Genomic DNA, 24,603 nt, shown 5'->3' with positions numbered 1-24,603 from the left:
TATACCCCCCTAGGGTATACAAATCAAGAGGCCGGGATACCGGCCGGGAAGAGTCTCGTGGCGCACACAGAGCACGACCATTCGCACGCGGATCATCACCATCATGGCGCGGCCGCGCATTCCTGCTGCGGCGGCAGGCATGATCACGACGCCGCGCCGGCGGAAGCAGCGTTCGCGATCGATCCGGTCTGCGGCATGAAGGTCGACCCGGCAACCGCCAAGCACCGCTTCAGCTACCAGGGCGAGGAGTATCTGTTCTGCAGCGGCCGCTGCCGCGAGCGCTTCGAGGCCGAGCCGGACAAGTACCTCAATCCGCGCGCGCCCGAGCCGCCAATGCCGGCCGGCACGATCTACACCTGCCCGATGCATCCCGAGGTGCGCCAGGTCGGTCCCGGCAGCTGCCCGATCTGCGGCATGGCGCTGGAGCCGGAGCAGATCTCGCTCGACGATGGGCCGGATCCCGAATTGATCGATATGGTCAGGCGGTTCTGGATCGCGCTCGCGCTGACGCTGCCTGTGTTCGTGCTCGAGATGGGCAGCCATCTCGGGCTGATGCATCTGGTGCCCCAGCACTGGTCGAACTGGATCTCGTTCGTGCTGGCGACGCCGGTCGTGCTGTGGGCCGGCGCGCCGTTCTTCGTGCGCGGCTGGCAGTCGGTGGTCACGCGCAATCTCAACATGTTCACGCTGATCGCCATGGGCGTCGGCGTCGCCTATCTCTACAGCGTGGTCGCAACGCTGGCGCCGCAGCTGTTCCCGCCGGCGTTCCGCGACATGCATGGTGCGGTCGCGGTGTATTTCGAGGCGGCGGCCGTGATCACGGTGCTGGTGCTGCTCGGCCAGGTGCTGGAATTGCGCGCCCGCGCGCAGACCTCGGGCGCGATCCGCGCGCTGCTCGGCCTCGCGCCCAAGACCGCGCGGCGTATCACCGATCACGGTGACGAGGACATCGACATCGACGCGATCAAGATCGGCGACCGCCTGCGTGTGCGCCCCGGCGAGAAGGTGCCGGTCGACGGCGTCGTCATCGAGGGCAGCGCCGTCATCGATGAGTCCATGGTCACGGGCGAGTCGATGCCGGTCGCGAAGGCGGAAGGCGAAAGGGTGATCGGCGGCACCGTCAACCGGAGCGGTGGCCTCGTGATGCGTGCCGAGAAGGTCGGTCGCGACACCATGCTGGCGCGGATCGTCGAAATGGTGGCGAAGGCGCAGCGCTCGCGCGCGCCGATCCAGCGGCTCGCCGACCGCGTCGCCGGCTGGTTCGTACCGGCAGTGATCGCCGCTGCCGCGCTCGCCTTCATCGCCTGGACGGTGTTCGGCCCCGAGCCGCGCCTGACCTTCGCGCTAGTTGCCGCCGTCACGGTGCTGATCATCGCCTGTCCCTGCGCGCTGGGACTGGCAACGCCGATGTCGATCATGGTCGGCGTCGGCCGCGGCGCGCATTCCGGCATCCTGATCCGCGACGCGCAGGCGCTGGAGCGGATGGAAGCGATCGACACGCTGGTCATCGACAAGACCGGCACGCTCACCGAGGGCAAGCCGAAGGTCGTGCGCATTATCGCGGCCGAAGGGTTCGACGAGAGCGATCTGCTGCGCCTTGCCGCCAGCGTCGAGCAGGGCAGCGAGCATCCGCTGGCGCAGGCGATCATCGCGTCCGCCAGGGAGCGCAAGCTGGCATCGGCGGCCGTCAGCAACTTTGCCTCGCCCTCCGGCAAGGGCGCGACCGGAACGGTCGAAGGCAGGCAGGTTGCGCTCGGCAATGCGGTGCTGATGGGTGAGTTGAAGATCGTAACGTCAGCGCTGGATCAGGCCGCCGAGGCCGCGCGCCGCGATGGCGCGACGGCGATCTATGTCGCGGTCGATGGCCTCGCCGCGGGCGTGATCGCGATCGCCGATCCGGTCAAGACGTCGGCAGCGAATGCGCTGCAGGCGTTGCGCGCCGAGGGCTTGCGTATCGTGATGCTGACCGGCGACAATGAGACCACCGCGCGCGCGGTGGCGAAGACGCTCGGCATCGACGAGGTCGAGGCCGGCGTGCTGCCGGAGCGCAAGAGCGAGGTCGTGCAGCGGCTGCGCGGCGAGGGCCGCACCGTCGCGATGGCGGGTGACGGCGTCAACGACGCGCCGGCGCTCGCCGCAGCCGATGTCGGCATCGCGATGGGCGGCGGCACCGACGTCGCGATCGAGAGCGCCGGCATCACGCTGCTCACCGGCGACCTGATGGGCCTGGTCCGGGCGCGGCGCCTGTCGGTCGCGACCATGCGCAACATCCGCCAGAACCTGGCGTTCGCCTTCGTCTACAACGCCGCCGGCGTGCCGATCGCGGCCGGCGTGCTGTACCCGCTGTTCGGCATCCTGCTGTCGCCGATGCTCGGCGCTGCCGCGATGGCGCTGTCCTCGGTCAGCGTGATCGGCAACGCGCTGCGGCTGTCGAGGGTGAAGCTGGATTAGGCGCCTCGCCCCGCTTGCGGGGAGAGGTCGGATCGCATCGTAAGATGCGATCCGAGTGAGGGGGACTCCCAGCGAATCCATCTCCCTCCGATATTGCGGAAGCGGCCCCTCACCCCAACCCTCTCCCCGCAAGAGCGGGGAGAGGGAGAAGAGCGATCACGCCGGCAGCAGAAGCTGCGCGCGCCGCTCCATCTCGGCATCGAGCCAGGTCGCGAGATCCTCGCTCACTTCGACCATCGGCAGCCGCACCTCGGGGCTGTCGATCAGCCCCTGCCGCCACAGCCAGTGCTTGGCCGGTGCGGGGCTCGGTTCAGCGAACAACAGCCGGGTCAGGCCGACGACGCTTTGCCACGCCGCCACTGCCGCGTCGCGCTTGCCCTGCTTCAGCAGCGTGCGGATCGAAGCGAAGGTGTTGGTTTCCAGATGCGCGGAGAGCAGGATCGCGCCGTCGGCGCCGTCCGAGAGCGCATCGAATGTCTGCGCGTCCTCGCCGGTCAGCACGCGGAAGCCGGCGGGCCGGCGGTTGAGGAAGTCGATCGACTGCGCGCGGTCGGCACAGCAATCCTTCATGCCGGCGATGTTGGGATGTTCCGCGAGCGCCAGCAGCGTCTCGTTGGTCAGGTTCACCGCTGTGCGATACGGAATGTTGTAGAGCACCACCGGCCACGATGCGTGATCGGCCAGCGCGTTGAAGTGCTGCACGAGCCCGCGTTGCGAGGGTCTGATGTAATAGGGGCTCGCGATCAGGTAGCCGTTGATCGGCCAGTCGGCCGTATCGTCCAGCGCATCCTTCATCCTGGCCGTCGAGGCGCCGGAGAGCCCGAGGCAGACCGGCAAGTGGCGGGAGTTGGCACTGAGCTCGTCGAGCACGACGCTGACCAGCCCTTCCAGCTCATCGGTGCTGAGCGCCATGCCTTCACCGGAGGTTGCACCGAGGATGAACCCGTCGATGGGGCCGCCGGCATAGTGCCGCACCAGGCGACGCAGCGAGGTGACGTCGAGTTCGCCGTCGCGGAACGGCGTGATCAGGGGCAGCCAGAGGCCCTGCAATTGCTGGTGTAGCTCAGTCATGTTCCATCTCCTAAGGGGGCAAAGCCGGAGACGGGACCAACAAAAAACCCCGTCCAGGCGGCGGGGTTTCGGGATCGGTTGAATGCGAAGGTGATCTTATCGCGCGCGATCTCGTGTCCCCGGAAGAGGAGCTTTTTTCGACGACACAACGGCGCACGAAGTCGTGATCATTGGATAATGATGCTGCGCTGCGAGGTTGTTGTCAATCCACATGCTGACCGTGACGTGCGGCACGTTCGAGCCTGACATGAAAGACATGGAGATGAAAAAAAGCCGGGCTCGAGTGAGCCCGGCTTAAGGTATTGGCCACGTGAGGCCGACACAATCACCTTCCAAGAGGGATTACTGAACTTCCGCGCCACTGGAGGAGGGGGACATATGCGCGACGCGACCGCTCAGCGTGTAAACACTATGATCCCCATCGACGCTCTGCAGCAACTATCCAGGTCGCATGTCAGTCATGCGGAGATTCAGGGGCCTCTCGGGGCAGCGCGGAAAGCCTATAAACCAGCCCTATAAGGGCAGCTTAATCAGGAGGGCCAGCGCTGCGCCTTGCTGACCACGAAGTCGCGGAACACCTGCACCCGGGCCACCGTCTTCAGCTCTTCCGGATAGACGAAGTAGGTGTCGAGCGCGATCGAGTCGGACTCGCCGAACAGCTGCACGAGGTTGTTCTGTTCGACCAGATAGTCCGGCAACGCGGCGATGCCGAGGCCCTGCTGGCAGGCGCGCACCAGGCCAAGGATGTTGTTGACCTTGAAGTAGGGTTCGCGCGGACCGGAGCCGTTGCGGCCTGCATCGATCAGCCAGCTGCGGTTCTGCAGATGCGGCGGCACCTGCGAGTCGCCGAGCATGATGATGCGGTGCGAGTCGAGATCATCAAGCGTCCGCGGCGTGCCGAAGCGCTTGATGTATTCCGGCGAGCAATAGGCATGGAAGCCGATCGAGAACAGCTTGCGCTGGATCAGGTCCGGCTGGGTCGGCTTGCGTGTGCGGATCGCGACGTCGGCCTCGCGCATCGACAGGTCGAGGTCCTCGTCGGTGACGATCAGCGAGATCCGGATGTCCGGATAGAGCGCGACGAATTCGTCGAGCCGCGGGATCAGCCAGTTGATGCCGAGCGCCGGCGGTGTCGTGATCTTGAGATCGCCGCTCGGCCGCTCGCGGCTGTCGGTGAGCTTTGCGCGCGCCGCCTGCAACTGCATGAAGACGTCATGCGCGGTACGGAACAGCAGGTCGCCCTGCTCGGTGAGGATCAGGCCGCGGGCATGGCGGTGAAACAGCGACACCGAGAGCTCCTGCTCCAGTGCGCTGACCTGGCGGGAGACCGCCGATTGCGACAGGCCGAGCTGTTCGCCGGCATGCGTGAAGCTGCCAGCCTCCGCCGCAGCGTGAAAGACCTTCAGCTTGTCCCAATCCATATCCGTAAATCCGTCGCGAGAGCGTGCCATGATTATTCCGCCGCTGCGCGATCGCTCGCGCGAAGAGCAATGAAGCGTTCCGCCTCGAGCGCTGCCATGCAGCCGAGGCCGGCGGCGGTGACCGCCTGCCGAAAGGTTTCGTCCGCCACGTCGCCCGCGGCGAACAGGCCGGGCACCGAGGTCGCCGTGGAATTCGGCGCCACCTCGACATAGCCCGACGGTTTCAGCTTGATCTGGCCTTTGACGAGCTCCGTCGCCGGCGCATGGCCGATCGCGACGAAGACGCCGTCGGTCTTGAGGTTGGTCAGTGCGCCGGTCTTGACGTTCTTGAGCCGCACATGGGTGACCTTGTTCGGGTTCTCCGTGCCGCAAATCTCGTCGATCGCGGAATCCCAGACCACCTTGATCTTGGGATGCTTGAACAGCCGCTCCTGCAGGATGCGCTCGGCGCGGAAATGATCGCGGCGATGCACGATGGTGACCTGCGAGGCGTGATTGGTCAGATACAGCGCTTCCTCGACCGCGGTGTTGCCGCCGCCGACCACCACGACGTCCTTGCCGCGGTAGAAGAAGCCGTCGCAGGTCGCGCAGGCCGATACGCCGCCGCCCTGGAATTTCTCTTCCGAGGGCAGCCCGAGCCAGCGCGCCTGGGCGCCGGTGGCGAGGATGACGGTCTCGGCGAGATAGACGTCGCCGGAATCGCAGGTCAGACGAAACGGGCGTTGGCCGAGTTCCAGCTTGTTGACGAGATCGATGACGAGCTTGGTGCCGACATGGGCCGCCTGCTTCTCCATCTGCTCCATCAGCCAGGGGCCTTGGATCACGTCGGCGAAGCCCGGATAGTTCTCGACGTCGGTGGTGATGGTGAGCTGCCCGCCCGGCTGAATGCCCTGGATCAGGATCGGTTCGAGCATCGCGCGCGCCGCGTAGATCGCTGCGGTGTAACCGGCGGGGCCGGACCCGATGATGACGACCTTGGCATGGGTAGGCGCGGGCATTGTGAGATCCCTCTGTTTTGGGGATTTTGATCAAGGACTTGTGCGGGAAGCGCCCCGGAAACGCGTCACGGCGGCGCCAAAAGTGTCAAATCCAAGTCTAGGATATCTGGGAAGCTATGCAAGATTTGCAATCCATGGCAGCGATTTTTCCCCGGAACTGAAGTCACATTCGCGAAATCGTGCGCTGCACGCGCAATAAAATTGCGCAATGCCGGCCTGCTGCGCTATGAGAGTTGCCGGCAGACCTGCCAAACCTTCCGAACCCTGAGGGAACCCAAGTCGCGTGTCGAAGAACCTTGACGAGATCGACCTCAAAATCCTCGCCGAGATCCAGGCCGATGGCCGAATCACCAATGTGGAGCTCGCCAAACGCGTCGGGATCTCGCCGCCGCCCTGCCTGCGCAGGGTCCGGGCGCTGGAGGAGGAGGGCTACATCCAGGGCTACCGCGGCCTGCTCGATCCGCGCCGCCTCGGCTACGACGTCACGGTGTTCGCCTCGGTGCATCTGTCGAGCCAGGCCGACGCCGATCTCCGCGCCTTCGAGAACTTCGTGCGCGCCGAGCCGTTGGTGCGGGAATGCTGGATGCTGTCCGGCGAAGTCGATTTCATCCTCAAATGCGTCGCTCCGGACATGGCGACCTTCCAGGATTTCGTCACCCACCTGACAGCCGCGCCGCATGTGCGCAACGTCAGGACGTCGCTGGTGCTGCACAATTCGAAATACGAAGCCGCGGTGCCGCTGGATATCAAGGCTGCCGGATAGCGCGCGGCGGCGCGTCATTTCGGGGCGATGCGCCGGCATCGAACCAGGGTGCGCAACTACGTGTCTGACGTCTGGTGCCAACGCACCATGGTTTGAGCTTGGTGAAGGGTCTTCAGCAACCTCGGGCTGTCATCACCGAACCGTTTGCCTCGAATAGTCCAACAGCCCCGGACGGTGAAGTCGCGACGTTGAACGCGAGCGGGCCGCAAGTAATCATGCAATAGTCGTAAACCGAGCGCTGATCGTTTCCCATTAGAAACTGATAGTGAATTTGCATGAAGTTGAATCGATGGCGTCTGAAGCGGACCGGATCGATCATTGAATGTATTTGGACGCGCCGAATCTTCGGGTGCTCTCCTGAATAGTCTCGACTGGTGCGTTTCAGCGTGACGGGATCGAAGCGATAGAAGCTGATTGCGTCATCTCGTGCCTGGTACTCGACCCAGTCGATGGCAGACGTTCCGGCCACAAGTTGTGCCGCTTCCCGTATCTGGCCGCCCATCGGATGCAATGAGAATTTGGGAATCGTGGCGCCCACTGTGAGGATGCATAGCTTCGGTCCGTGCGTTGCAAGCAGAGGATCCAGCTTCAGCGCGCGCGCGACCGCCGCTATCGAGAGCGCGGCGCCAAGGGAATGGCCAACAATCAGAATTTCATCAACATCTGCGGCCCGAGCCGTTCTCAATATCAAGGCCGCAAAATCGCCGAGGCGCTTATCAAGCTCGCCTTTTTGCCCGTAAAGAAACCGGTAGGAGAAAATGGCATCATCAAGGATGTGGTTTATCCGACGCTTGGGTCCAATCCAGAGCATCGAGCTGATGAAGATGGCAAGCGATAGAAAAACACCAAGCAGCAATTGTTCAAGCCAGAATGTAGCGGGTATGAGCCTGACAAGCAGATATGACAGCCCAACGCCGCAGCATGCAATCAACAGCAAACAGCAATATGGAAAGACAAAGAAGAGAGCATATTTCCAGCTTGCGACCGCATATCTGAATAGAGTTCCGGTAAGGATGAAGTTGAATAGCGCTTTCAGGGACTGAACGAGGCGAGGCACCAGCCTAACTCCCGAATCGCGCCGGATGAGATCGTCCCAGCGCAGCATCTCGAAGGTGGTGTCGGTTTTCCAGTTTGGTCCCCATGCTTCCAGGTCGCACGAAGCATTGATTGCAGATGTGTTCGAGATTTCCGACAGCCGTGAAGAGGCGCCCCAAACCTTTTCGAAGCTCGACAGCGAGCGGCGCAAGCGCTCGACCTGCTCTTCTGGGGTGATTGGATCGTAACCGCCAATGTGGAAGACGTGCCGTCGTTGAATCATCTAGCAACTCGAATCGTTATGGACATTGGTTGCCACTCGTTCCGGAAACCGGACCGCATAGACACGTTACCCCGGAACTCTTGCGACGTTGCTTCCGAAGCCTTGGTGTAGCCGACATGGATGGTGCGGCTTTTGGCCTTATTAAGGTACCACTCCCTCCGCGAGGCGACACCCTTTGAGTTGGCCTCGATCAAAAAGTACAGAGGACCTTCCCATAGTGGAAGCCAATTGACCGCCGGAAGGTCATGAACGGTCGTGGCTCGATGTGGCAAATCCGCGACAGTAAACCAATTGCGCGCCTCAACACGCATTTCGAACTCGCTCTTGATTGTCACGATTCGTAGGTCTGGTTTAATGCGACTGGACTTGAGGTGGGCGAGGGACATTGAAATGAAAAGATTATGTTACAGCGCGGCGCGGGTATGCGCCGTCTTCACGGTTGTTTTTGCAAGCAGCTTGCATTTGAACAACGCGGCGCAGGCTCGCCCCGCAATACCCGTTGCACTGAGATCGACCGGTTCGCCAGCTCGGCTGCATTCCTCCGCGGCGCACGCATACTTGTTTCGCGGATTGTTGAATGTCTTCTCTTTGGGCATGGACGACCTCGCCGTCCATCTGCGCGCGGCCGGCATCGCCGCGGTTGTCGCCAATCACGCCCAGTGGAGAGGCGTTGCCGACGAAATTATCGCGAACTATCGAGCGGGCCAGCGTGGCCCCATCATACTGATGGGGCACTCTCTTGGTGCGGATGCCGTGATGTCGATGGCAGAGTACCTTGGCCAGATGGGCGTGCCGGTCGCTTTGGTTGTCCCATTCGACGGAACGTCGCCTCATGCGGCGACGGCTAATGTCGCAAGGGTTTTGAATCTGTACAAGCATGAAAGCGCTCGAATAAGTCGCGGCCCCGGCTTCCGCGGCGAGCTTACAAACTTCTACGTTCGCGATGTAAACGTCGACCACTTCAACATCGATAAAAGCGCGGCGTTGCATAGCCTGGTGATGCGAAAGATCAGGGCAATCGGGCTCGCTGTCGCGCGCCCACGACAACGCCAGAATCCTTCGAACGCGGACTTGCCTGCGGCCGGAGCTTCAACCAATTCCTCGCATGACGCCCAGAAGGCAGCTGGAGTTGGGGTTTGACACTATATGTAAGGCTTTAGGTCACGTCTCTGTCGGGGCCCGGTGTTCGTATTGTTCTCTTTAGCACTTCAGGCCGGAGGCAGTCGGTGACGCCGTTCAGAAAATTCTCGGTCGCTATGGCCTTGTGTATCCTGGCGACCGTTTGCGCCGCCTTCACAAAACCGGTTCATATCGTGGCGGTCGGCGCAAGCAATACGCAAGGCTGGTACGTTGGAAAGCAAGGTGCCTACCCGGCCAAGTTAGAGGTTCTGCTGAAAGGGAAGGGCGTCAATGCGAACGTCGTCAATGCGGGCGTTCCCTTCGATACCACAGCCGGCATGCTCAAGCGCATTGATAGCGATGTGCCAAGGGGAACCGACATCGTAATCTTGCAGCCTGGAGGCAACGACAGGCGTTTCCTGGTTACGAAGGAGCAGCGGGCGGCCAACATCGCCGCGATGGAGCGGCGGTTGCGTGATCGCGCCATCAAAGTGATCGTGTACGACGAAGAGATTCCGCGGCAGTATTACGCTTTTGACTTCATTCACCTCACGACTGACGGCCATGCTTTCATAGCGTCGCAGTTACTCCCGCGAGTGTTGGCGATGATCGACCGGAGAGCCATCGCGGCCTCGCCGCAGGCGAGGTAGAGCCCAGCGACGCCTCCGCCTTGGATTCGAGCGGTCGCACGGCCAACTTATCAGTGCAAACGACGTGCAAGCCCTGTATGATTGTTTCATGCTGATCTGTGGATCAGTTTAGGTCAAATCTCTAACGCTCGCTAAGGTTGGCGCCCTTTCAATGGTCGGCAGAGATGACGCGCCAGCGAAACGAGCCCTGGGCCCACGATGACGCCTGACATTGCCAAGTTCGTGTTTATCATGATGGCGGTCGGTTGGTATCTCATCCGCTACAGATACGCGCGTCGTGCTCGCCGTGAAAGGGTCTTGCGGAGCGCCCGGGGTGCTCGCGAAAACACCCTGCTGCTGATATCGCTCACCGGTCTCGGCATTGTGCCGTTCGTCTACATCGCAACAGCCGCACCTCATTTCGCATCGTACGTCTTCCGGCCAGCTCAAGCCTGGCTGGGCGTTCTCCTGGCGATTGCAGCGCTGATCATGTTCCGGCTGACCCATCGCGCTCTTGGTCGGAACTGGTCGGTAAGTCTCGACGTGCGGGAAAATCATCACCTGATCACCGACGGGATCTATCGAAAAATTCGCCACCCCATGTATTCCGCATTCTGGCTCTGGGCTGCCGCCCAGGCATTGCTCTTGCCGAATTTGGTGGCCGGTTTCGCTGGCCTGATCGGATTTGGGACATTGTTTTTCGGGCGGCTTGCCAGAGAAGAACAGATGATGCTGGAAACGTTCGGCGACGAGTATCGCGAGTATATGGCTCGGACCGGACGCATTATGCCGAGGCTGCTCTGAGCCGGCGATACGAGGTCGGTCTCGCCGGGCCCTGCACGCAAAGCAATCATTCCGTGTCGTTTTTGTCACATCCTGCAAAGAAATGACCGCACAAGCACGAGCCTCGATACAGCGTTAATTGCGCCGTAGCCGATAGAGGGTAAGGTGCTCCCACTCACGCTGTCCATCTCGGAGATCACGATGTTGAAATTTCTGGTTGTTGGAGTTGCGACTTTTGGTTTCATGGCTGCCGCCAGCGCAGCCGACCTGCCACATCCGCAGCCGGTCACGGAAAACGCTCCGGTTGGCAAGATGCCGATCGGCAAATATCCGGTTGGCAAATATCCGGTTGGCAAATATCCGGTTGGCAAGTACCCGGTTGGAAAAGCTCCGGCTCCGATCGTAACGAAGGGTTAGTTCGGGGATCGCCCTGGCAGCGCACACCTTCAGCTTTGCTGAAGGCGGCGCTCGGGGAGATGTCTTGCCCTTGTGAGGGTCTGAAGGTGCCAGAATTCAATCGGAAACGATGCGGCCTGCGGCTGCTTGTCGGTGTTGGCGTCGTTGTGGCTTCCGTGACTTTTGAAGCCGGTATCGGTTATGCGCAGCAATTGGCTGCACAAACGGATCAAGCGCCGCTGCAGCAGGACAAGCTGCGCAAACCGTCGTCAAGATCGGTTGTGGCAGCCGCCGTTGCTGGACCGAGCGCTTCCGCTTCTGGCGGAGACGTCAAACCGGTTCGGAGGTCAACGGCCAAAGGGCCGTATTACGTGGACTTTCGTGCCCGCACGGCGGCGTCATATGGGCATGCGTTTGTCTGGTACGGCAAGACAAGCGAGAAACAGGTCGAAGTTGCGGGGCTGCACCCAGCGGGCGACGTGCTGCCCTACGTGCTGGGACATCTGACATGGGTGCCCTCCGAGACCGGAGCAAGCTACGGCGACCTTGACGAGCAGTACTTGACGGCCAACTATCGCGTGTATCTGAGTGAGGCCGACGCGAAGAAGGTTTTTGCGTATATTAAGCACCTTCAGGCCACCTCGCCGCTCTGGAACGCGGAAACGACCAATTGCACGGCCTTTATTGGCCGTATTGCCAGCTTCATGGGCTTAAAGGCCCCATTCCATTTGATGAAGCCTGAGGAATACGTAAACCAGCTGAAAGAGATCAACGGCAGGCGCCAAACGGTGCAACTCGCTTCGGATCGCTAGTTTTCTCGCCAAGGACCTTGCGGCTGAAATTGGGCAAAGCCGCTACCGGGAACGCTGCTGAGCCTGCTCCGATGAAGGGGCAGATGGTTGCATTGGCACCCAATGCGAACCGGTGCGGAATGCAAATTCGAGCCCGCAACTGACCCGCAGGACGTAACGGGCTTCAGGCGCCCTTTTTGGGCCGGTAGGAGATCGTCCAGCGGACCGCGCTTCTTCGATCTTTGCAACGCGCTTCGGGTTGGTCCCATCGCGCTCGGACAGCGCCCTCAGGCTCTCCTGACTATTCTTGCATTGTTCGACGGATTGCCGCTGTCGCTGTGGCGCAGCCGTGAAGAGCCCGTCCCGGTTGAACGGGACGGGCTCAGCGTTGTTACTTCCTGCCCATCGCAGCGTCGACGCTGATCGGACCGGGGCCCGAGGTCGCGAGATACAGGCAGGCAAAGCAGAGCGCGATCGCCAGACTGCCGTTGTTGAGCAGCGGATAAAAGCCCTTGGGGAAGTGGCCGATGAAGTAGGCGAAAGCCATTTCGCCCGCCAAGACGAAGGCCACGATTCGCGAGAACAGGCCGATCATCAGCAGCCCGCCCAGGACCAATTCGAGTGTGCCGGCAGCTCCGATCAAGGAGAACAGTTCGACTTTCTCGAACATTGTCCCGGGTGGAAATTTGAGGAGCTTGGCGACGCCGAACTGAAACAGCAGCAGTCCGGTGATGAACCGAAACAGGCTAAGTGCCACCGGCTGAAACTTGGAAAACATCTGGTCCATTGTCAGTTACCCCTCTTTGACACGCTGGAACGTTGCATGAAGCAGAAACACACGGTGTTCGCCACCGGAGTGTGGCGTCAACACCTTGCGCCTGCAATCATTCCTCGCTCGATGGCAGTTGCGAGAGAATGAGGCAGTGGCACGGTGACGCGCCGCGATGCGTGTTGCGACGCAATCACCAGCTCGAACTCCGTCCCCCGATATGATTATACTGCATAACCATGTCACGGCCTCACTAGTATGCCGCGCACGCGCTCTCCACTCACATTGCTGTCAGACGCGGGGTATAAAAAAGCCGCGTGCAGGACGCGGCTTTTTTGCACCAGTCACGTCAAGGTAACTACCGCCACTCGACCTTGGTGATCTCGTAGGCCTTGGCGCCGCCCGGCGCCATCACTTCGACGGTGGTGCCCTTTTTCTTGCCGATCAGCGCGCGTGCAAGCGGCGAGGTGATGGAGATGCGGCCCTTCTTGGCGTCGGCCTCGACCTCGCCGACGATCTGCCAGACCGCCTTCTTCTCGGTGTCCTCGTCGATCAGCGTTACGGTCGCGCCGAACTTGATGGTGTCGCCGGACAGTTTCGAAATGTCGATGATGTCGGCGCGCGCGAGCTTGTCCTCGAGCTCGGCGATGCGACCCTCGTTGTGCGACTGCTCTTCCTTGGCGGCGTGATACTCGGCGTTCTCCGAGAGGTCGCCATGCGAACGCGCTTCCGCAATGTGTTCGATGATGCGCGGACGATCCTCCGACTGTCGCTTCTTGAGCTCGTCCGTCAGCGCGGCGTATCCGCCGGCGGTCATCGGAACCTTATCCATCATCTTCGTCCTTCATCGTGCGCGCCCGTCGGCCGTGCACGAATATCCAGTTCAGCTAACGCAGGAATCAGGACGCGAATGCGCCCGGAAGCCCAGTGATTTTCGGCCCCGCTAAGGGCCGTGACAACATCCAATCGCGCGGTGAGTTCCAGCCATTCGGCTAATTGACCGCTTCGGGCCTTCAGCCCGGGCAGCGGTCAGCTTTCGGAAAAGTAACTCTGAAGCGTGCGGACCTCAAGGTCCCCGTCCCGATAGGCCCGGATCCCCCGTGCGGCCGCCACCGCGCCTGAAAGAGTGGTGTAATATGGCACTTTATGCAAGAGGGCAGCCCGCCGCAGCGAACGGCTGTCCGCCAGGGCCTGCGGACCTTCGGTGGTATTGAAGACCAGCTGGACGTCGCCGTTGGTGATGGCGTCGACGATGTGCGGACGGCCTTCGAGCACCTTGTTCACCTTTTCCGTCGGCACGCCGTGATCGCTGAGATAGCGTTGCGTGCCCGAGGTTGCCATCACCTTGAAGCCGAGCGAGTGCAACAGCCGCACCGCATCCGCGATACGCATCTTGTCGTCGCCACGCACCGAGACGAACACCGTGCCCTGCCGCGGCACGCGCGTGCCGCCGCCGAGCTGGCTCTTCGCGAATGCCACCTCGAACGAGCGGTCGATGCCCATTACTTCGCCGGTCGAACGCATCTCCGGTCCGAGCACGGTGTCGACGCCGGGGAAACGCGCGAACGGGAACACCGATTCCTTCACGCCAACATGGTCGAGCTTCTTCTTCTTCAGCTTGAAGTCGGCGAGCTTTTCACCGGCCATGATCCGCGCCGCGATCTTGGCGACCGGCATGCCGATCACCTTGGCGACGAACGGCACGGTGCGGGACGCGCGCGGGTTGACCTCGAGCACGTAAATCTCGCCGTCCTTGATGGCGTATTGCACGTTCATCAGGCCGACCACGTCGAGGCCGAGCGCGAGCTCGCGGGTCTGCCGCTCCAGCTCCTCGATGGTCTTCGCGTCGAGCGAATGCGGCGGCAGCGAGCAGGCGGAGTCGCCGGAATGGATGCCGGCTTCCTCGATATGCTCCATGATGCCGACGATGAAGGTGTCCTTGCCGTCGCAGAGGCAGTCGACGTCGACTTCGGTCGCATCGGACAGATAGCGGTCGAACAGCAGCGGGTTCTTGCCGAGCACGGTGTTGATCTGCCCGGTCTTGTCGTTCGGGTAGCGTGCTTTGACATCGGCGGGCACCAGCTCGGGCAGGGTGCCGAGCAGGTAATCGTTGAGCTGGGTCTCCTCGCGGATGATCTGCATCGCGCGGCCGCCCAGCACGTAGGACGGACGCACCACCAGCGGCAGATCGAGATCGGCGGCCACCAGCCGCGCCTGCTCGACCGAATAGGCGATGCCGTTCTTCGGCTGCTTGAGGCGGAGCTTGTCGAGCACGCGCTTGAAGCGGTCGCGGTCCTCGGCGAGGTCGATCGCATCCGGCGAGGTGCCGAGGATCGGCACTTCGGCGGCCTCGAGCGCGCGGGCAAGCTTCAGCGGGGTCTGGCCGCCGAACTGCACGATCACGCCGTGCAGTGTGCCGTTCTTGCGTTCGGTCGCGATGATCTCCAGCACGTCTTCGGCGGTGAGCGGTTCGAAATACAGCCGGTTCGCGGTGTCGTAGTCGGTCGACACCGTTTCCGGATTGCAGTTGACCATGATGGTCTCGTAGCCGGCATCCTCGAGCGCGAAGCAGGCGTGGCAGCAGCAATAGTCGAACTCGATACCCTGGCCGATGCGATTCGGCCCGCCGCCGAGAATGATCACCTTCTTGCGGTCCGAGGGCGCGCTCTCGTCGGCCAGTTCGCCCGCGAACGGCCGCTCATAGGTCGAATACATGTAGGCGGTGGGCGAAGCGAACTCGGCCGCGCAGGTGTCGATGCGCTTGAACACCGGGCGCACCCCGAGCGCGTGGCGCTTGGCAGTGACGTCGGCTTCGGTGGTTTCCGTGAGCACGGCGAGCCGCGCATCGGAGAAGCCCATCGCCTTCAGCGTCCGCATTGCGAACGCGTTCGGCGGCAGGCCGTTGCGGCGGACCTTGTCCTCCATCTCGACGATGGCGCGCATCTCCGCCAGGAACCAGGGGTCGATCTTGCAGGAGTTGAAGATCTCCTCGTCGGTCCAGCCGAGCCGCATCGCTTGCGCGACCTGCAGGATGCGGTTCGGCGTCGGGGTGCCGAGCGCGGCGCGGATCGCGTTCTTGTCGTCGCCGCGGCCGAGCCCGTCGATCTCGATTTCGTCGAGGCCGGTCAGGCCGGTCTCGAGCCCGCGCAGGGCCTTCTGCAGGCTCTCCTGGAAGGTGCGGCCGATCGCCATCACCTCGCCGACCGACTTCATCGACGTGGTCAGCGTCGAGGATGCGCCGGGGAATTTCTCGAACGCAAAGCGCGGAATTTTCGTGACGACGTAATCGATCGTCGGCTCGAACGAGGCGGGGGTGGCGCCGCCGGTGATGTCGTTGGCGATCTCGTCGAGCGTGTAGCCGACCGCGAGCTTGGCCGCGACCTTTGCGATCGGGAAGCCGGTGGCTTTCGACGCCAGCGCCGACGAGCGCGACACGCGCGGATTCATCTCGATCACGACCATGCGGCCGTCGACGGGGTTGATACCGAACTGGACGTTGGAGCCGCCGGTCTCGACCCCGATCTCGCGCAGCACCGCCAGCGAGGCGTCGCGCATGACCTGGTATTCCTTGTCGGTCAGCGTCAGCGCCGGCGCGATGGTGATGGAATCGCCGGTATGCACGCCCATCGGATCGAGGTTCTCGATCGAGCAGATGATGATGCAATTGTCCTTTTTATCGCGCACCACCTCCATCTCGTACTCTTTCCAGCCGAGCACGCTTTCCTCGATCAGCACCTCGTTGGTCGGCGAGGCGTCGAGCCCGCGCTCGATGATGTCGAGGAACTCTTCCTTGTTGTAGGCAATGCCGCCGCCGGTGCCGCCCATCGTGAAGGAGGGCCGGATGATCGCGGGCAAGCCGATCTCCGACAGCGCCATCAGCGCCTCGCCGAACGCGTGCTCCTGATAGCGTTTGCGGCGTTCGTTCTCGCCAAGCGTCCACTGCCGCTCGAGTTCTTCCAGCGCCTCGCCGGACAGCTTCTCCCGCTCGGCAAGATATTTGTCGCGGTAGGACTTCTTCAGCGCGGAGGCGTTGGCGAGCCGCGATTTTGGCGTCTCCAGCCCGATCTTGGTCATGGCCTCGCGGAACAGCTGGCGGTCCTCGGCCTTGTCGATGGCGTCAGCGGTGGCGCCGATCATCTCGACGTCGAACTTGTCGAGGGTGCCCTGCCGGCGCAACGAGAGTGCGCAGTTCAGCGCGGTCTGGCCGCCCATGGTCGGCAACAGCGCAAAGCCGCCCGGGATGACGTTGCGCTCTTTCTCGATGATCTTGCCGACGATCTCGGGGGTGATCGGTTCGATATAGGTCGCGTCCGCCAGTTCCGGATCGGTCATGATGGTGGCCGGATTGGAATTGACGAGGACGACGCGGTAACCCTCTTCCTTCAGAGCCTTCACCGCCTGCGTGCCGGAATAGTCGAATTCGCAGGCTTGGCCGATCACGATGGGACCGGCGCCGATGATCAGGATGGTGGAGATGTCGGTTCTTTTGGGCATCAGCTCTCGCGGACTGGAATTTGGGCACAAAAAAAGGGCGCGCGTCCCGCGCGTCCCTCGAGCCATGCGCTACATATTGTAGCGCCGGAAGCGCGATCCCTCGCGCGCGGGTGGTCTTTAGACCAGTTTCCGCACCTGCGAAACCCCCAAAAACGCCCAATCAACTGCGATTCTGGGGGAAATCCCGCATTCGAGGGGGGCCGATTGGGGCGCGGGGTGACTGCTGAGGCCCGGCTGCGCTCGCTGCCCAGTCCGTCTACGCTTTCGCTACGCTCAAGCTACGCCGGACACGCTTTGCCCCGCTGGTCCCTGCGTGGCTGCGCCACGCGTAGCCCGTCAGGGCGAAGCGTGGAGGCCCGGCCTGGAGTTGAACCAGGATAAACAGTGTTGCACCACTGCCGCGTCGACGCTTCCGCCACCGGGCCGAGTGGATCATTGCTGATTATTTCAGCGGCCGCTATGTTTACTTTTGGTTAACCTTAATATTTCCTGCAACCTCTGATCAGTGGTGCGCCACGAACGTCATCCGCCACGGATTGTGCCCGATGTTGCGCGGTGCGCGCGTGGCGTCAAAGCCGGCGGCGCCGAGCTTCGCGATCATCTCGTCCTCGCGGTAGCGCTGCAGCCCGATCCTGGTGCGCAGCTGCCGGTAATCGGACAGCGCGGTCGAGGCGAGCCCGATCAAGGCATCGCGCAGGAAGCCATGGGTCGCCGCAAAGCGCAGCAGCGCGATGACGTCCCTGGCCATGCCGACTTCCGGCCGCAGGATATCGCCGAGCACGAAACGGCCCGAGGGCTTCAGCAGGCGGTGGATCACGTCGAACGCGGAGTCGAGCTCCTGCGGCGTCATGTATTGCGCCACCGAGTTCATCACCACCAGGTCGATCGAATCCGCCGCCATGTTCTTCAGCTCATCGAGCGAGCGGACGCGAATCCGGGTGTCGTACGCGAAGCGCGCGACCAGGCGGCCGCGCACGCCGGGCGCCGGCTCCGCCAGATAGAGCTGGGCGCAGGCATTGGCGACCTTCGCCGCCGACAGCGCCTCACCGCAGGCATAGTCCAGCACCACGGCGTCGGGCGAGGTGATGTAGCCGATGATGTCGTTTGCGATGACCTGGAAATGCAGGTCGCGGTGCAGTCGGCTGGCATAGATCGTATGCGTGGAATCGTAATAGTCGATCCATTCATCCATCGCGCTTGGTATCCGGCAGAACGGGTTCCTGACTTCCAGGAACAGGTGGGCTGATGATGCGTTAGCGGTCCGGCGGCCAATGTTCAATGCGCCGAAATACGGGGTTCCTAACAGGAAGGTCCAACGTGAGCAAAGCCAAGAGTGACGCTAAGACTGACAAGATCTCGCCCGATCTCGACACGCCGAACGATCTCCCGCAGGCTGCGGTGGATACGATCTCGGCCTCGCTCAACACGCTTCTGGCGGACGCCTTCGCGCTCTACCTGAAGACCAAGAATTTTCACTGGCACGTCAGCGGCCGGCATTTCCATGATTACCATTTGTTGCTGGACGAGCAGTCGGACGCGATCTTCGCGACCACCGACCAACTCGCCGAGCGGGTGCGTAAGCTCGGCGGCGCGACGCTGAGGTCGATCGGCGACATCGCCAAGCATCAGACCATCAAGGACAATGACGAGGACTTTGTCCCGCCGCGCGAAATGCTGCGCGAGTTGATGCAAGACAACAAGCACATGGCGGCGGCGATGCGCAAGGCGCACAAGCTCGCCGACGACCACGAGGATTCCGGCACCGCCGGCCTGCTCGAAACCTTCATCGACGAGACCGAGCGCCGCACCTGGTTCCTGTTCGAGGCAAGCCGCCAGGAAGGCAGCAACGCGGCCTGAGTTTCACCCTCTCCCCTTGTGGGAGAGGGTGGCGCAATCGAGCGGAGCGGGATGAAGCCGGGTGAGGGGTTCTATCCGCGAAGACAGACCCCTCATCCGGCTCGCATCCGTCGATGCGAGCCACCTTCTCCCACAGGGGGAGAAGGGAAGCGGCACCGGTGCAGGCCAATTCCTATCGCTTCCACAGCCGCACCAGCGGCCCATCCTTGCCCATCACGGGATCGGTGGCGGGGATCGCCACCAGCGGGATCGTCTTCAGCGCCTTGAGGTGGTTCTCCGGCGTCGGCCGTTGCAGGTCCATCGGCGGGCCAGGCGGATAGGCGCCGACCACGCTGAAGTCGCCGCTTGCCGACAGGCATTGATGCCCGGTGCCGGCCGGCAGGATCGCGACGTCGCCGGCGGCGATCTCCAGCGCACGCCCGCGTTCGCCGCCGAACTGCACGCGTGCGCTGCCGCGCGCGACGCCCAGCACCTCGTGCACGGTGGCGTGATAATGCGCGAAGTCGTAGACGCCGTTGCGCCACATCGCGCCCCAGCCGTTGTCGCCGAACAGCTGCTCGATCGTGGCCTCGGGATTTTTGCCGACGTCGATCGCGCCTTTGTAGACCAGGAACGGCATCGGATTGTTTGGCACCAGGCCGTCGTCCTGAAAGACGAAGGTCTGGGGTTCGGCATCCTTACTCACCACCGGCATGGCGGCTCTCCAGCGTTGCGAGGGGCGGTGATATCAAACCGTCGGTCCGGAAACCGTTCCCGCTAGATCTTGAACTTCAGCACCTCATCCTTGAATTTGAGCCCATGCCCCGGCCGCTCCGGCGCGGTGATCATGCCATTGGCAATCTCCGGCGGATCGACCCAGAGGTCGTCGATCAGGGCCATGTTCTCGCACCAGATGCCGTTCGGGATCGAAGCCAAGAGGTGCACATTGAGCTCGGGAAACAGATGCGGCGCGATGGTGATGCCGAACGTGTCCGCAAGCGCCGCGATCTTGCGCAGGTCGGTCATGTCGCCGCGCATCGGGTCGGGTTGCAGGATCGGCAGGCAGGGATTGAGGAAGAACGGCCGCAGATCGTAGCGCGTGAAATGCGTCTCGCCGCCGACCACGCGCATGTCGAGCGCAGCCGCGATGCGCTGATAGCCGGCGAAATCATCGGCAGGCACCGGCTCCTCGAGCCAGTAGATATCGTACTTCTCGAACTTGCGTCCCATCTCGATGGCGACATCGGCGCTCCAGCCCATGTTGACATCGATCATGATGTCGATGTCGGGCCCGAGCGCCTCGCGCATGCGGCGCACGTTGTCGAGGTCCTGCGCGGGCGTGTGAACGTGCGCGACCTGCATCTTGATCGCCTTGTAGCCCTGCTTGACGAAATGCAGCGCCTTCTCGATCATCCCGTCGCCGCCGGCGCCACGGAAGCATCCGGAACCATAGATCGGGATTTCCGAGCGATAGTGTCCCCACAGCCGGTGCAGCGGCAGGCCGGCGCGTTTTCCCACCGCATCCCACAGCGCGATGTCGAGCGCCGACATCGCCATCGCGGCGATGCCGCCGCGGCCATAGGTCATCGTCGCGGTCCACAGATCGCGCCAGATCGCCTCGATCGCGGTGGCATCCTTGCCGATGACGCGCGGGATGATGCACTCGTCCAGACAGGCCGCGATCGACTGCATCGCCGGGCGGAACACGAACAGATAGCCCATGCCGGTGATGCCGCCGGATGTCTCGACGTCGCAGATCAGGATATCGCGCGTCGCGCCCAGCGCTGCGCCCTTCAGCCAGCGGTCGTCGGCCCAGGGCAGCCGCAGCATCGTCACGCGGATGTCGCGGATGGTCATGTCTGGATTGGCTGAGGTCATCGGGCTTTTCCCTTCCTTCCGGGCCGGATCATGTAGCCTGATCTCGGACAGGGAAACTCAATCACAGAGCGCAGCCGCCAATCCAGCGCGCTTCGTCATGCCTCCAATGCGCCAGGGCGCGATTGCCTTCAGGTGTTTTTGGGTAGCTCGAACACCATGCAGGTCGTCGTCGCATGCGCGATCAGCTTGCCGTTCCCATCGGTTATGCGGCCTTCGGCGGTCGAAGCGCGACGGCCGGCGTTGAGCACCCGGCCCTCGGTGCGGATCTTGCCGGTGTCCTGGCTCATGCCGCGGACAAAGGAGATCTTGAACTCCAGCGTGGTGTAGCCCGAACCTTTCGGCAGTGTGGTCTGCACCGCGAGCGCCATCGCGGAATCGAGCAGGATCGCGACATAGCCGCCATGCACCGAGCCGATCGGGTTGTAGTGGCGCAGGCCGGGGATGCTGTGGATCACCACATGACCCGGCTCGGCGGTGCAGTCGAACGGCTCGACGTTTTCCATGATCGGCGGCTCCGGCAAGGTGCGGGCGAAGATGCCGCGCACGAAGTCGAGCCCCGGCATCGACGCCATCACCTCGATCGAGGAGACGCCATATGCGGGCTTTGGGGTGGCGCTGTCGGTCATGTCGGCATGTCCCGTGTTTCTATTGTGGTCGTCATAGGGAACACCTCATCTTGCCACCGCGGTCGGAAACATAGAACGCCGTCATGGCCGGGCTTGTCCCGGCCATCCACGTCTTGGGCGCCAAAAACGTGGATGCCCGGGACAAGCCCGGGCATGACGATCTTGGACATGGCCTGCAGAGTATCTTACGCGGCCTGCTTCTTCTTTCGCATCAGATCGGCGAAACGCTGGAACAGATAGTGCGAGTCGCGCGGGCCGGGCGAGGCCTCGGGGTGGTACTGCACCGAGAACACCGGCTTGCCCTCGAGCGCGATGCCGCAATTGGAGCCGTCGAAAAGCGAGATATGGGTCTGGGTCGCACCAGCGGGCAGCGTCGCCTGGTCCACCGCGAAGCCGTGGTTCATCGAGGTGATCTCGACCTTGCCGGTGGTCTCGTCCTTGACCGGATGGTTGGCGCCGTGATGGCCCTGATGCATCTTCATGGTCTTGGCGCCGACGGCGAGGCCGAGCATCTGATGGCCGAGGCAGATGCCGAAGGTCGGCGTCCCCGAAGCGATCACCTTCTGGATGACGGGCACGGCATATTTGCCGGTCGCGGCGGGATCGCCGGGGCCGTTCGACAGGAACACGCCGTCCGGCTTCATCGCCAGGATGTCTTCGGCCGCCGTCGTCGCCGGCACCACCGTCACCTTGGCGCCGACACCGGCGAGCAGGCGCAGGATGTTGCGCTTGATGCCGTAGTCGATCGCGACCACGTTGAACTCCGGCGCGGTCTGCTGGCCAAAACCCTTGCCCCACTCCCAGGGGGTCTCATCCCAGGTGAAGCGCTGGCCGGAGGTGACCATCGGCACCAGGTCCATGCCCTCGAGGCCCGGCCATTCGCGGGCCTCTTCCTTCAGGCCGTGCAGGTCGAACTCGCCGCTCCTGGCGTGCGCGATCACGGCGTTGGGCATGCCCTTGGAGCGGATCAGCGCGGTCAGCGCGCGGGTATCGATGCCGGACAGGCCGATGATGCCGCGCGCCTTCAACCACTGGTCGAGGTGGCGGGTGGCACGGTAATTCGAGGGATCGGTGATCGCCGAGCGCAGGATCACGCCGCGCGCGCCTGGCGTCGCGGCCATGTTCACCGTCTCGATGTCTTCCTCGTTGGTACCGACGTTGCCGATATGCGGGAAGGTGAAGGTGATGATCTGGCCGGCATAGGACGGATCGGTGAGGATCTCCTCATAGCCGGTCATCGCGGTGTTGAAGCAGACCTCGCCGACGGCGTGGCCTTCCGCGCCGAGACCGAAGCCTTCCAGCACGGTACCATCGGCGAGCACAAGGAGCGCGGTCGGTTTGTGGTCCGGCCAGGCAGGAGCGTTTTCGGGGGTTGTCATGAGCCCTTTAAATAGTCGCCGCACCCTGCGGCGTCAAAGCGAAAGGGCACGGATTCACACGGCAATACCGGCCGATTTGACAGGCCGTAGCGGCCTTTTAATCTAAAGTTCCTTGAAGCGGCCGTTTACTTGCCGAAAATGACCCGGTCCGGAGCTCCCCGCATGGACAATACGATGCCGATCCTGCTCGTCCCGGGCCTCATCTGCTCACCGCGGATCTTTGCCCCGGTCATCCCGGCGCTGTGGCGGTGCGGGCCGGTCACGGTCGCCAACCATGTCAGGGACGACAATATGGGGGCGATCGCCCGCCGGATCCTGGCCGAGGCGCCGCCGCGCTTTGCCCTCGCCGGACATTCGATGGGCGGCTACATCGCCTTCGAGATCATGCGCCAGGCCCCCGAGCGGGTTGCGAAACTGGCGCTGATGAGCACCCAGGCGAGGGCTGACACCCCGGAAGCAACCGCGCGCCGCCGCGGCATGATCGAGCGCGCCAAAAACGGTCAGTACCGGAGCGTGGTCGACGAGCTGTTTCCGGGCTTCGTGCATCCGTCGCGGCAGGGCGATGCAAGCCTGCGCCGGATCGTCGACGACATGAGCGAGGACGTCGGCGCCGAGGCCTTCATCCGCCAGCAGAACGCCGTGCTCAGCCGGCCGGATTCTCGGCCGAGCATGGCCTGGATCAGGTGCCCGACCCTGGTGCTGACCTCGGATACCGACAACACCGTGCCGAACGCGCTGTCGGACGAGATGGCCAACGGCATCCCCGGGGCCAAGCTCGTGGTGCTCGCCAATTGCGGTCACCTGCCCCAACTGGAGCAGCCGCAGGCCTGCGCCGATGCGCTGGTTGAATGGCTCAGGAACTAGGTTGTCCAGTCGTCCCAAACTGCCTACATGAAGGCATTACCGGCTTAAGGACATCAGGATGCTGCGCGACGACATCAATACGGCGGTCAAGGAAGCGATGAAGGCGAAGGACGAGCGCAAGCTCTCCACGCTGCGCATGGTCAATTCGACCATCAAGAACGCCGACATCGACGCGCGCGGGCAGGGCAAGCCGCCACTCTCCGATGCCGACCTTCTGAGCGTCCTGCAGAAGATGATCAAGCAGCGCCAGGAATCGGTCGAGCTCTACGACAAGGGCGGCCGTGCCGAGCTCGCCGCCCAGGAGCGCGAGGAGATTGCCGTGATCTCGGCGTACCTGCCGAAGCAGATGTCCGACGACGACGTGAAGGCCGCGATCGCGGCTGTTATCGCCGAGACCAATGCCGCAGGGATCAAGGACATGGGCAAGGTGATCGGCGCCCTGAAGGCGAAATACGCCGGCCAGATGGATTTCGGCAAGGCCAGCGGCCTGGTGAAGGCGGCGCTCGCGGGATAGCGGCGGGGGCTTCCGATGTTTCGTGTCGCTGCGGACAGTCTGGAAGCCTACCTCGCCTTCGATCCCGGCCGGACCGCGGATCTCGAACAATTGCATGCAGTGATGCGAGAGGCCGCGCCTTCGCTCAAGCGGCACTTTCATGCGGGCACGCCGGCCGGCGAGGCCGGCATGCGCATGAACATGATCGGCTATGGTCAGTTTCGCTATGCGATCAAGTCCGGCAAGACGGCGGTCTGGCCCGTGATCGGCGTGGCGCTGCAGAAGAACTACATCAGCGTCTATGTCGCAGTGACCCGTGGCGGCAAGCCGCTGGTGTCCTGCTACGCCGGCAAGCTCGGCGAATTACGGGCGGGTGGCAACAATTTCAGTTTCGAGGCGTTTGTTGATCTGAAGGCGGCCGCGGTTGCGGCGCTGTTCGCCGAGGCCGCCGATATCTTCAAGGCGGACAAGGAGAACCCGGTCCGCTACATGCAGGGGAGCTGAGATCGGCTTGCCGCAAAGGG

General features: G+C 62.9%; 24 protein-coding genes, 1 tRNA gene and 1 pseudogene. 11 read left to right on the top strand and 15 right to left on the bottom strand.

The genetic code is table 11. The annotated features are described in order from the left end of the window. The first annotated feature begins 57 nt into the window (after window positions 1-57). Window positions 58-2,451 (top strand): heavy metal translocating P-type ATPase, encoded by a 2,394-nt coding sequence (locus HU230_RS25700; protein ID WP_176529306.1) that lies wholly within the window; start codon window positions 58-60, stop codon window positions 2,449-2,451. A gap of 156 nt (window positions 2,452-2,607) precedes the next feature. On the opposite strand, the gene HU230_RS25695 is transcribed toward HU230_RS25700, so the two are convergent. From HU230_RS25695 to trxB, 3 genes are all read right to left on the bottom strand, one after another. Further along, window positions 2,608-3,522 (bottom strand): 4-hydroxy-tetrahydrodipicolinate synthase family protein, encoded by a 915-nt coding sequence (locus HU230_RS25695; RefSeq protein ID WP_176529307.1) that lies wholly within the window; start codon window positions 3,520-3,522, stop codon window positions 2,608-2,610. A 530-nt stretch (window positions 3,523-4,052) separates the two neighbouring features. Continuing rightward, window positions 4,053-4,973 (bottom strand): LysR family transcriptional regulator, encoded by a 921-nt coding sequence (locus HU230_RS25690; RefSeq protein ID WP_029081982.1) that lies wholly within the window; start codon window positions 4,971-4,973, stop codon window positions 4,053-4,055. A gap of 2 nt (window positions 4,974-4,975) precedes the next feature. Continuing rightward, window positions 4,976-5,941, bottom strand: coding sequence for a thioredoxin-disulfide reductase (gene trxB, locus HU230_RS25685; protein WP_176529308.1), 966 nt, complete (start codon window positions 5,939-5,941; stop codon window positions 4,976-4,978). Between the two features lie 283 nt (window positions 5,942-6,224). On the opposite strand from trxB, the gene HU230_RS25680 reads away from it, so the two are divergent. Next, complete coding sequence (locus HU230_RS25680; RefSeq protein WP_176529309.1) at window positions 6,225-6,704, top strand: Lrp/AsnC family transcriptional regulator; 480 nt, start codon at window positions 6,225-6,227, stop codon at window positions 6,702-6,704. 112 nt (window positions 6,705-6,816) lie between these two features. Here the strand turns inward: HU230_RS25680 and HU230_RS25675 are convergent, their stop codons facing one another. Both HU230_RS25675 and HU230_RS25670 read right to left on the bottom strand, forming a co-directional pair. Further along, on the bottom strand, window positions 6,817-8,022 hold the full coding sequence (locus HU230_RS25675) for a hypothetical protein (protein ID WP_176529310.1): 1,206 nt from the start codon (window positions 8,020-8,022) through the stop codon (window positions 6,817-6,819). Window positions 8,023-8,426: 404 nt separating this feature from the next. Next, a complete protein-coding gene (locus tag HU230_RS25670; protein WP_176529311.1) occupies window positions 8,427-8,618 on the bottom strand; it encodes a hypothetical protein in 192 nt (63 codons plus the stop codon). Between HU230_RS25670 and HU230_RS25665 the strand changes: the two genes are divergently transcribed. From HU230_RS25665 to HU230_RS25645, 5 genes are all read left to right on the top strand, one after another. Next, window positions 8,617-9,162 carry a thioesterase domain-containing protein gene (locus tag HU230_RS25665; protein WP_176529312.1) on the top strand — a complete coding sequence of 182 codons (546 nt, stop codon included), beginning with the start codon at window positions 8,617-8,619 and terminating at the stop codon, window positions 9,160-9,162. The genes HU230_RS25670 and HU230_RS25665 overlap by 2 nt on opposite strands. 86 nt (window positions 9,163-9,248) lie before the next feature. Next, entirely contained in the window at window positions 9,249-9,791 is a 543-nt protein-coding gene (locus HU230_RS25660; protein WP_224943558.1) for an SGNH/GDSL hydrolase family protein, read from the top strand. A gap of 198 nt (window positions 9,792-9,989) precedes the next feature. Continuing rightward, window positions 9,990-10,574 carry a protein-S-isoprenylcysteine O-methyltransferase gene (locus HU230_RS25655; protein WP_176529313.1) on the top strand — a complete coding sequence of 195 codons (585 nt, stop codon included), beginning with the start codon at window positions 9,990-9,992 and terminating at the stop codon, window positions 10,572-10,574. Between the two features lie 180 nt (window positions 10,575-10,754). Then, the gene (locus HU230_RS25650) at window positions 10,755-10,970 is read left to right on the top strand and encodes a hypothetical protein (protein WP_176529314.1); all 216 of its coding nucleotides are present in this window, start codon (window positions 10,755-10,757) and stop codon (window positions 10,968-10,970) included. A gap of 260 nt (window positions 10,971-11,230) precedes the next feature. After that, window positions 11,231-11,761 (top strand): hypothetical protein, encoded by a 531-nt coding sequence (locus HU230_RS25645; RefSeq protein WP_420840896.1) that lies wholly within the window; start codon window positions 11,231-11,233, stop codon window positions 11,759-11,761. Between the two features lie 174 nt (window positions 11,762-11,935). Here HU230_RS25645 and HU230_RS25640 read toward each other — a convergent pair. From HU230_RS25640 to HU230_RS25615, 6 genes and pseudogenes are all read right to left on the bottom strand, one after another. After that, window positions 11,936-12,053 (bottom strand): annotated as a pseudogene (locus HU230_RS25640) (IS481 family transposase); the annotation flags it as partial. Window positions 12,054-12,131: 78 nt separating this feature from the next. Then, window positions 12,132-12,527, bottom strand: a complete 396-nt coding sequence (locus HU230_RS25635; protein WP_176529315.1) for a DoxX family protein — start codon at window positions 12,525-12,527, stop codon at window positions 12,132-12,134. Between the two features lie 340 nt (window positions 12,528-12,867). Beyond that, window positions 12,868-13,341 carry a transcription elongation factor GreA gene (gene greA / locus HU230_RS25630; RefSeq protein ID WP_157113323.1) on the bottom strand — a complete coding sequence of 158 codons (474 nt, stop codon included), beginning with the start codon at window positions 13,339-13,341 and terminating at the stop codon, window positions 12,868-12,870. A gap of 197 nt (window positions 13,342-13,538) precedes the next feature. Then, a complete protein-coding gene (gene carB, locus HU230_RS25625) occupies window positions 13,539-17,003 on the bottom strand; it encodes a carbamoyl-phosphate synthase large subunit (protein ID WP_176529316.1) in 3,465 nt (1,154 codons plus the stop codon). Window positions 17,004-17,352: 349 nt separating this feature from the next. After that, window positions 17,353-17,428: transfer RNA gene (locus HU230_RS25620), tRNA-OTHER, on the bottom strand. Window positions 17,429-17,505: 77 nt separating this feature from the next. Continuing rightward, the gene (locus tag HU230_RS25615) at window positions 17,506-18,195 is read right to left on the bottom strand and encodes a class I SAM-dependent methyltransferase (RefSeq protein WP_176529317.1); all 690 of its coding nucleotides are present in this window, start codon (window positions 18,193-18,195) and stop codon (window positions 17,506-17,508) included. A 125-nt stretch (window positions 18,196-18,320) separates the two neighbouring features. On the opposite strand from HU230_RS25615, the gene HU230_RS25610 reads away from it, so the two are divergent. Beyond that, window positions 18,321-18,860: a Dps family protein gene (locus HU230_RS25610; RefSeq protein ID WP_224924582.1), complete on the top strand. Its 540-nt coding sequence runs from the start codon at window positions 18,321-18,323 to the stop codon at window positions 18,858-18,860. Between the two features lie 172 nt (window positions 18,861-19,032). Here HU230_RS25610 and HU230_RS25605 read toward each other — a convergent pair whose 3' ends face one another. From HU230_RS25605 to carA, 4 genes are all read right to left on the bottom strand, one after another. Further along, window positions 19,033-19,554, bottom strand: coding sequence for a hypothetical protein (locus tag HU230_RS25605; protein ID WP_176529319.1), 522 nt, complete (start codon window positions 19,552-19,554; stop codon window positions 19,033-19,035). A 62-nt stretch (window positions 19,555-19,616) separates the two neighbouring features. Then, the gene (locus tag HU230_RS25600) at window positions 19,617-20,717 is read right to left on the bottom strand and encodes a mandelate racemase/muconate lactonizing enzyme family protein (protein WP_176529320.1); all 1,101 of its coding nucleotides are present in this window, start codon (window positions 20,715-20,717) and stop codon (window positions 19,617-19,619) included. A 128-nt stretch (window positions 20,718-20,845) separates the two neighbouring features. Further along, entirely contained in the window at window positions 20,846-21,343 is a 498-nt protein-coding gene (locus HU230_RS25595) for a PaaI family thioesterase (RefSeq protein ID WP_176529321.1), read from the bottom strand. 185 nt (window positions 21,344-21,528) lie between these two features. After that, window positions 21,529-22,722 carry a glutamine-hydrolyzing carbamoyl-phosphate synthase small subunit gene (gene carA, locus HU230_RS25590; protein ID WP_176529322.1) on the bottom strand — a complete coding sequence of 398 codons (1,194 nt, stop codon included), beginning with the start codon at window positions 22,720-22,722 and terminating at the stop codon, window positions 21,529-21,531. Window positions 22,723-22,884: 162 nt separating this feature from the next. Here carA and HU230_RS25585 point away from each other — a divergent pair, with 162 nt between their 5' ends. From HU230_RS25585 to HU230_RS25575, 3 genes are read left to right on the top strand one after another with little or no spacing between them, the layout of a single operon-like run. Continuing rightward, window positions 22,885-23,586, top strand: coding sequence for an alpha/beta fold hydrolase (locus HU230_RS25585; RefSeq protein WP_176529323.1), 702 nt, complete (start codon window positions 22,885-22,887; stop codon window positions 23,584-23,586). Between the two features lie 58 nt (window positions 23,587-23,644). Further along, a complete protein-coding gene (locus HU230_RS25580) occupies window positions 23,645-24,100 on the top strand; it encodes a GatB/YqeY domain-containing protein (protein WP_092124143.1) in 456 nt (151 codons plus the stop codon). Window positions 24,101-24,115: 15 nt separating this feature from the next. Then, the gene (locus HU230_RS25575; protein ID WP_176529324.1) at window positions 24,116-24,583 is read left to right on the top strand and encodes a hypothetical protein; all 468 of its coding nucleotides are present in this window, start codon (window positions 24,116-24,118) and stop codon (window positions 24,581-24,583) included. Window positions 24,584-24,603 lie beyond the last annotated feature (20 nt).

Origin of the sequence: Bradyrhizobium quebecense, assembly GCF_013373795.3 — a bacterium.
Taxonomy (GTDB): domain Bacteria; phylum Pseudomonadota; class Alphaproteobacteria; order Rhizobiales; family Xanthobacteraceae; genus Bradyrhizobium; species Bradyrhizobium quebecense.
Note: the sequence above shows the minus strand (reverse complement) of the source record. Positions and strands in the feature narration are given on the sequence as shown.

What these genes read in the sequence shown, in the direction of transcription:
- HU230_RS25605 (WP_176529319.1), bottom strand. Translation starts at nt 19,554, where the DNA reads ATGCCGGTGGTGAGTAAGGATGCCGAACCCCAGACCTTCGTCTTTCAG.
- greA (WP_157113323.1), bottom strand. Translation starts at nt 13,341, where the DNA reads ATGGATAAGGTTCCGATGACCGCCGGCGGATACGCCGCGCTGACGGAC.
- trxB (WP_176529308.1), bottom strand. Translation starts at nt 5,941, where the DNA reads ATGCCCGCGCCTACCCATGCCAAGGTCGTCATCATCGGGTCCGGCCCC.
- HU230_RS25675 (WP_176529310.1), bottom strand. Translation starts at nt 8,022, where the DNA reads ATGATTCAACGACGGCACGTCTTCCACATTGGCGGTTACGATCCAATC.
- HU230_RS25650 (WP_176529314.1), top strand. Translation starts at nt 10,755, where the DNA reads ATGTTGAAATTTCTGGTTGTTGGAGTTGCGACTTTTGGTTTCATGGCT.
- carB (WP_176529316.1), bottom strand. Translation starts at nt 17,003, where the DNA reads ATGCCCAAAAGAACCGACATCTCCACCATCCTGATCATCGGCGCCGGT.
- HU230_RS25695 (WP_176529307.1), bottom strand. Translation starts at nt 3,522, where the DNA reads ATGACTGAGCTACACCAGCAATTGCAGGGCCTCTGGCTGCCCCTGATC.
- HU230_RS25580 (WP_092124143.1), top strand. Translation starts at nt 23,645, where the DNA reads ATGCTGCGCGACGACATCAATACGGCGGTCAAGGAAGCGATGAAGGCG.
- HU230_RS25655 (WP_176529313.1), top strand. Translation starts at nt 9,990, where the DNA reads ATGACGCCTGACATTGCCAAGTTCGTGTTTATCATGATGGCGGTCGGT.
- carA (WP_176529322.1), bottom strand. Translation starts at nt 22,722, where the DNA reads ATGACAACCCCCGAAAACGCTCCTGCCTGGCCGGACCACAAACCGACC.
- HU230_RS25615 (WP_176529317.1), bottom strand. Translation starts at nt 18,195, where the DNA reads ATGGATGAATGGATCGACTATTACGATTCCACGCATACGATCTATGCC.
- HU230_RS25595 (WP_176529321.1), bottom strand. Translation starts at nt 21,343, where the DNA reads ATGACCGACAGCGCCACCCCAAAGCCCGCATATGGCGTCTCCTCGATC.
- HU230_RS25600 (WP_176529320.1), bottom strand. Translation starts at nt 20,717, where the DNA reads ATGACCTCAGCCAATCCAGACATGACCATCCGCGACATCCGCGTGACG.
- HU230_RS25690 (WP_029081982.1), bottom strand. Translation starts at nt 4,973, where the DNA reads ATGGCACGCTCTCGCGACGGATTTACGGATATGGATTGGGACAAGCTG.
- HU230_RS25665 (WP_176529312.1), top strand. Translation starts at nt 8,617, where the DNA reads ATGGACGACCTCGCCGTCCATCTGCGCGCGGCCGGCATCGCCGCGGTT.
- HU230_RS25575 (WP_176529324.1), top strand. Translation starts at nt 24,116, where the DNA reads ATGTTTCGTGTCGCTGCGGACAGTCTGGAAGCCTACCTCGCCTTCGAT.
- HU230_RS25585 (WP_176529323.1), top strand. Translation starts at nt 22,885, where the DNA reads ATGGACAATACGATGCCGATCCTGCTCGTCCCGGGCCTCATCTGCTCA.
- HU230_RS25635 (WP_176529315.1), bottom strand. Translation starts at nt 12,527, where the DNA reads ATGGACCAGATGTTTTCCAAGTTTCAGCCGGTGGCACTTAGCCTGTTT.
- HU230_RS25670 (WP_176529311.1), bottom strand. Translation starts at nt 8,618, where the DNA reads ATGCCCAAAGAGAAGACATTCAACAATCCGCGAAACAAGTATGCGTGC.